At 30.0% G+C, this 5,835-nt stretch carries 3 protein-coding genes; all 3 read right to left on the bottom strand.

Going from position 1 to position 5,835, the window contains the following annotated elements; all coding sequences use genetic code 11:
• Window positions 1–578: 578 nt before the first annotated feature.
• Complete coding sequence (locus B2W91_RS01435) at window positions 579–1,658, bottom strand: glycosyl hydrolase family 18 protein (protein WP_291578477.1); 1,080 nt, start codon at window positions 1,656–1,658, stop codon at window positions 579–581.
• Between the two features lie 85 nt (window positions 1,659–1,743).
• A complete protein-coding gene (locus tag B2W91_RS01440; protein ID WP_291578478.1) occupies window positions 1,744–3,516 on the bottom strand; it encodes a glycoside hydrolase in 1,773 nt (590 codons plus the stop codon).
• A 31-nt stretch (window positions 3,517–3,547) separates the two neighbouring features.
• Window positions 3,548–5,425, bottom strand: a complete 1,878-nt coding sequence (locus B2W91_RS01445; protein WP_291578479.1) for a glycosyltransferase — start codon at window positions 5,423–5,425, stop codon at window positions 3,548–3,550.
• Between the last annotated feature and the right edge of the window lie 410 nt (window positions 5,426–5,835).

The following is a 5,835-nucleotide window of genomic DNA, read 5'->3' on the forward strand; positions in this document are numbered from 1 at the left end:
CTTAATTTTTAAGGGATTAAACCGCTTTTATAGAAAATTTATTTTCCAAAGTATATATTAAATTTTCACATTGTATCCCTATATATTAATATTATCGATAATAATATATAAAACATAAATGATATTTTTACAATCTGTCTTAAATATAATAAAGACCCCCCTCATCCAAAATATAGATGAGGAAAGTGTTCACAATATAATATCAAATTTGATAAATTTTATTATTTTTCCTCTTTTTATTCATTCTTACAGTATTACCCACATTATGTACATTTTAATATACCAATTGTCTATTGTCAATCTTTTCTGTCATTTTTTTGTGCTTGATGTATTATAATGTCATCTTGCAAATATAAATTATTTAACATATAAAAAATAATCGCCTCAGTTTAATATAATTTAAAATTTTATAAAATATAATCAAAAAAAGGATGGGAAACTTATCCTACATCCTTTTTGTATTTTTATAATATTTTTTATTTTTGAGAGTTCATTTTGTCAAAGTAAGATTTTTTACCATGATAAAAGCTATATTAAAAATCTTCCTTTTTCAAATTTAACTTCCCATTCAAATTTTTTTAATGATTCTCCTGAAGATTAAGGTAATCCAGTGTTTTCTGTTGCATGTTTCCTAATCTCCATAATGCAACTTTGTTATATCCCAGCTGTTTTGAAATATTAAACCATTTATCTAATGTTCTATCATCTGCATACCAAACAGTATGCTCAATATTATTATCATCAAAATAATTAAAATGCACACTTCCACTTGAATCATCTCGGCTAAGATTACCGACTACCTTTTCTGATAGCTTAGCTGCCTCACTTTCCGTTAAAGCAGTAACTTTCCCATCATCACTCCAATCAAATCCTCCTGTGGCAAAGGCTATAATTTTATCCCCTGGAATTTTCCCCATCTTTAAACCTAAATCACGTATAAAGGATTCATCTGCTTTAGGTCCGGGACCACTGTGATATCCATAAAGATTATAAGCCATCATCACATAATCAGGTCCTTCTGGTAATGTTAACTTGTCTATAGGACTTTTCGGTTCTAAAATAATTCTAAGAGATTTATCAATACTGCTAAGTTTTTGATACAGCTTAGAGCAAAAATCAATATAATTCTCCCATATATCATCATCTATATTTTCATAATCAATTTCCACTCCACTAAATCCCTTTTGCGTAACCATATTAATAATTTCATCTATATGATTATTCCTACTTTCCTCTGTTGCCATTAATCTTTTTAATAATTCCGGATCTTTCTGAACAGCTTTTCCCTCTTCATTAAATCTATCATTTACAATTGTGATATATAAATTAGTTAACTTATTATCACTGTTAACTTTCATAATTTCAGGTAGAGCCTCATTAAATTCATTTGTAAAATGCAAATTATCGTGATAATTAAAATATGCTGCAAAGATCTGCAAACTGGATAAGTTTTCCCCAATCTCTTTAAGATCCTTAATTCCAGCTTCCCATTGCCAGTCAACAATCCACGCTGATATCTTTTCATGGGGTTCTTTAGGTATATCTTCATTATTACTTGAAGCAGGTCCTATTCCACGATATAGGGTTAAAATACAAATTATAATGGTGATTATAATTATGAAAAATATCTTTTTATAATCTTTCTTCCCAAGAAACATATCTTTATCTCCATTCACATTAGACATCTTCAAGAAATATTAACCCCAAAATGTTGTCCTATTATTTCTTAAAGATACCTTATCTTTAAAAGGTTTCTATTGCCCAGTCAACTAATGAATTGAAAAAGCCTCGTATATCTTTAGCTATCTTTTGGGATTTAGTATAGCCATTATAAAACAGAATAGGCATTTCACTTTCTTCTTCCTTTATAATCTTTTGAACCTTTAAATCATCAAATATCCCATCATATATTGTGTCTTTTTTGTTGATTTCACTGTATTGGGACTCTAATGCTACCCCACCCTTTACTATGGTACTGTCTATTTCTATATCTTTTGTTATTAAAATATTATCTACCCAAATTTCTAATTTATTGCCATTCATAATAATCTCAACATCTCTGCTTTTTTGAATATTAATGGGATATTCATTTGTTTTTACCACACTATCATTTGGTGCTTCAACTTTAGTAGAGGATTCCTTTCTATCTTGAGATGATATTTCCTCACCATCCAATCTTATATCTTCAAATTTATAAGAAAATAATTTTTCAACCTCTTTCATAGGTGCTCTCTCTTCAATAATAATTTGATTATCCTGAAACGCAACATTTATAAAAGAGTTCTTTTCTCTATCATAACGAAGAATTATACTTTGTCTACCTACTACATTTCCTTCAATCCTAGTACTTAACTTAATATTATTATAGTCATCACTATCTTTTAAATATAATACACCGCTATCCTCTACTGGAGATGTAAGAACAATCCTATTTCCTATAAACTCTGCAGCACCATTAATAAGTTCCCATTGTTTTCCGCGGTTTTCGTCTCCAATTACAAAAGCTAGATTCTGTCCTGTATCCTTATTAATCTTCATCAAAAGATGATTTGTATACCAATAAGGAGCAGGCTGTAACCTTTTAAGCTTATATAGCTCTTCACCTTTGTTATTGTAACTAGCTCCCTCTTGGTTAAAATGAATTTTAAATTTTTGTTGTATATTTTCCGAATTTACATCTTCAACTAATCTATTCATACCATTATAAAGAGAGTTAGCATGCATAATCATATATACTTGAGGCATAAAACCAAGCTTTTGATTATAAACTTCTTCCATATTCATATAATCCCAATTTATCCGTGCTTCCATTTCAGTTCGATTTTCTATCGGAATCATATCCTTGTCGCGGATAAAATCCATAAGATAATGGTCATAGTACGTTGCATTTTTCTTATCTTTGAATTCAGCTTCACTTTTCATTCCTATATAATTATTATATCTATCAAATATATTTATATAGGATAATCTATAGCCATTTGTTCCAAGTTCCCAAAACCCATTTTTCATTAACTTTAATAAATCTTTTGATTGAAGAAACTTCGACTCTTTCCCCTCTAACTTGTCTGCATAAGAAAGCATTGTTGCTTTGTAATTATACTTTTCAAGTATTGGTTGTGAAAACAAACTGGAGTCATTTCGTCCATCCTCAAAAGTTAAGAAAAGTGCTTTTTCAGGTAATGGCTTTCCTTCATTGTAAAAATCTAATATATCTTGCTGAGATATAGTTCTATAACCTAAATTATAAAGAGTCTCTAATTGTTTATCTAATTGGCTTTTAGCTACTAATTTAGGTGTACCAGATCGCCCTACCCCAAAATATGATAATGCAATAAAGCCATTTTTATTTTCCCACTGTGTCCTATCTGGTTCTTCATATTTTTTAATACCAAATAGCCCTTTAATTAATAACACTGAAAAAAACAATAAAATAATTACTTGTATTACTGTTCTAATCACTTTAATGCGGTTTTTCTTATGATAATCCAACTCATTACTGCGAGTGTTTTTATTCATGTTTATTCATCCCTCACATATTACTTTGAAATTAAATGCTTGTTTTAACTTTATCATCCTTTTTATTATTCTTTTTCCTTGCTTTTTTATTTTTTGCTTTTATATCTTCAGGCGTTTCTCTCGTTCCCCAAGTAGACTTCCAAAAGGTTACCCAAGCAACCGGCATCTGCCATAAAAGTACCACTTCATAAAAAAGGCAAAATACTATTCCAAAAATCCATAACTTGCTCTTTCGGAATAATAAATGTGCAAAGCTCATCAGTAATGCCATAAGTAAAATTCCTAAAATAAAAGTAGTTGGAAATACATTATGAACAATAGGAACATAAATAAAGTTATACAGCACTACTATTGGCGCAGCAATGGGCACTATTAGACCTATGTAAAAAAACAATGCCATAAAAGGTTCCTTCCTCCATATAAAAGAACCAGCTCTTAAAGATTCCCTTAACCATGACCGTTTCCATCGCATCTGTTGTTTCAAGAAAACCTTTGTATTTGACGGAACAATAGTAGAACATATTGCACTATCCTGATACCCAGTACGATGGTTTTTCATAATGAAATTAGTCATACTACGGTCATCTCCAAAAGTAGCAGGTTGTCCAAGAAATTTTTGATTCAGCCACGCATCCCTATGCTCAAATACTAATTCCTTACGATAACAGGATAGTGGACCAGAAAGACAAGTTACACTATCAAAATATGATTCTGCTGCTTTCATAATACGAAAGGCAATATAATAACGAACGGTCTGCATCTTTGTAACTGAGTTAGTATATTTATTTTCAACATCTGTACGTCCAGTAACACCACCCATTTTAGGATCTTGAAAAGGTTGAACAAGATTTTTTATTGCCTCAGGCTCTAAAAAACTATCAGAATCCACAAAAACCACTAAATCATGTTTTGCCTTTTCCACACCTTTACTCAGTGCTACACGCTTACCTCCATTTTGAGATAATTTTAATGCTGTTAAACGTTCCTTGAGCTTATAACGTTCTGCCTCGTTATAAAGTTTTTCTACTACCTCTTCTATTTTTTCCATAGATCTATCTGTGGAGCAATCATCAACAATAATTACTTCTAGTTTATCTATAGGATAATCCTGATTAATGCAACTTAAAATAGTTCTTTGAATCCATTGCTCTTCATTGAAACAGGGTATAATTATTGATACCCCTGGAGTATAGTCAGGGTTTATGGGCACATTCCTATATAACGCTCCAAAAAAATATCTAGATAGTAAGAATGCTGCTGCAGTGATGCTATAAAAGTATAAGAATATATTGTATTTGAAATATATAATACTTTCAATACGCATAAGCATGATAATTGATACTACTATAAATAGAATAGTACTTGCAGTGTATACAGAATAACCCCATCGTTTTTTTTGAAAATAGTCACAGAGAGTTTTTTCAAACTCGAAAGCCACACAAAACTTTTCTATATCCTCGTTTTCCTTAGTAAAATGTCTTACTACCTTGCCATCAGTATTAACTTTAGACTCAAATCCCTCTGACATAGTGCCTGGTGGAAGATCAAATTTAATCTTATATTTATCTCCTGCATCAAATTCAACATCTGTAGTTTCCAGTTCAACTAAAATTCCCGTTGAAGAAATGTCAATAGCTTTAGCTTTTATTTTATTTTTCTTTTTTTCATTATGATTAACTAATGTGACATCAAAATCAGCCATATATCTTAAACTTAACATATGCAGTTTTTGTATATCGTCTGCTTCATACTCTCTATTTTCTAATTTAATATTTTTTAATCCTCTACGATCTTTTAATTTTCGTATATTTTCTGGATCTGGTGCATTTGAAACTATACGTCTGTCTGCTTTGGGAGCAGGCAGCACCTCAACTACGTTTTTTTTCTTTTTATCATTTTTTCTAAACAAGAATATATCTCCAATCTACATTGTAAATTTAATTATTTGTATAACATTAAAATACTTATATATAAATAAACTGCTCTAAAATTTAATATACAGCCAAATATAGCTACACCCTTTGATATTTCAATTCACAATTCACAATGCAAAATTCACAATTAAGGTTGAAATTATTTTTAAACAAAATAATTTCTTAAAATATATTTTTGACTAGCAATATAAAATTGCTAGTAATTATGACGAACGCTGTTCGCCGCTACAAAATAAATTCTAAACTTCTCAGCAATCGCTGAGAAATGTCCGCAATTGTGAACTGTGAATTTAGTAGTATTAGTGTCAATACCAATAAATATTAATTATTTTCAGGGATAGATAAAATTTAGAAGTGGCACATCTATAGATAAACTACTCTAAAA

Origin of the sequence: Clostridium sp. UBA6640, assembly GCF_002455975.1 — a bacterium.
GTDB lineage: Bacteria > Bacillota > Clostridia > Clostridiales > Clostridiaceae > Clostridium_J.

Excerpts from the sequence above, each read along its gene's own strand:
- B2W91_RS01435 (WP_291578477.1), bottom strand. The coding sequence starts at position 1,658 with ATGTTTCTTGGGAAGAAAGATTATAAAAAGATATTTTTCATAATTATA.
- B2W91_RS01440 (WP_291578478.1), bottom strand. The coding sequence starts at position 3,516 with ATGAATAAAAACACTCGCAGTAATGAGTTGGATTATCATAAGAAAAAC.